We start from the raw sequence: 547 nt of genomic DNA on the forward strand, positions 1-547 counted from the left end.
CAGGCCAGTGTGATTTTTGTTGCAGAACCGGCTGAAATTCCTATATTTAGAACTCCTGAAGCTGCTCCCCGGCAGAGGAAGCGCTTTAGAAAACCGGCTTTAGAGCCACATTTTTTCAACAGCACCTAAATATTGAAGCTTGAGCATCAAACAACTCATACGAAAATGTAAAAAGCAGGACATAAAAGCCCAGGAAGAGCTTTACAAGATGTTTGCGCATAGATTATTTCCTGTTTGCCTTAAGTATTCCGCCAGCTATCAGCAGGCAGAAGACAACATGCAGGATTCATTTTTGATGATCTTTAAAAGTATGTCTCAATACCGGAACAAAGGATCGTTCGAAGGTTGGATGAAGAGGATCGTCATCAACACATGCCTTCAAAAATATAGAACACAAACAGTTTTTGAAATAATTAGGGAAGACCATTACAAGGAGCCGGAAATTGAAATTGATGAAGATGAAGTATCTGTTGATTATTTGCTCGAGATCATTCAACAGCTGCCTGCAAGGTACCGGCAGGTTTTCAACCTCTACGTGCTCGATGGT

General features: G+C 41.1%; 1 protein-coding gene. It reads left to right on the plus strand.

What is annotated here, in order from left to right; genetic code table 11:
- Positions 1 to 139 precede the first annotated feature (139 nt).
- On the plus strand, positions 140 to 547 hold a 408-nt coding region (locus HC176_RS15910; RefSeq protein ID WP_167919979.1), incomplete at its 3' end, for an RNA polymerase sigma factor.

The organism is Tamlana crocina (assembly GCF_012037625.1).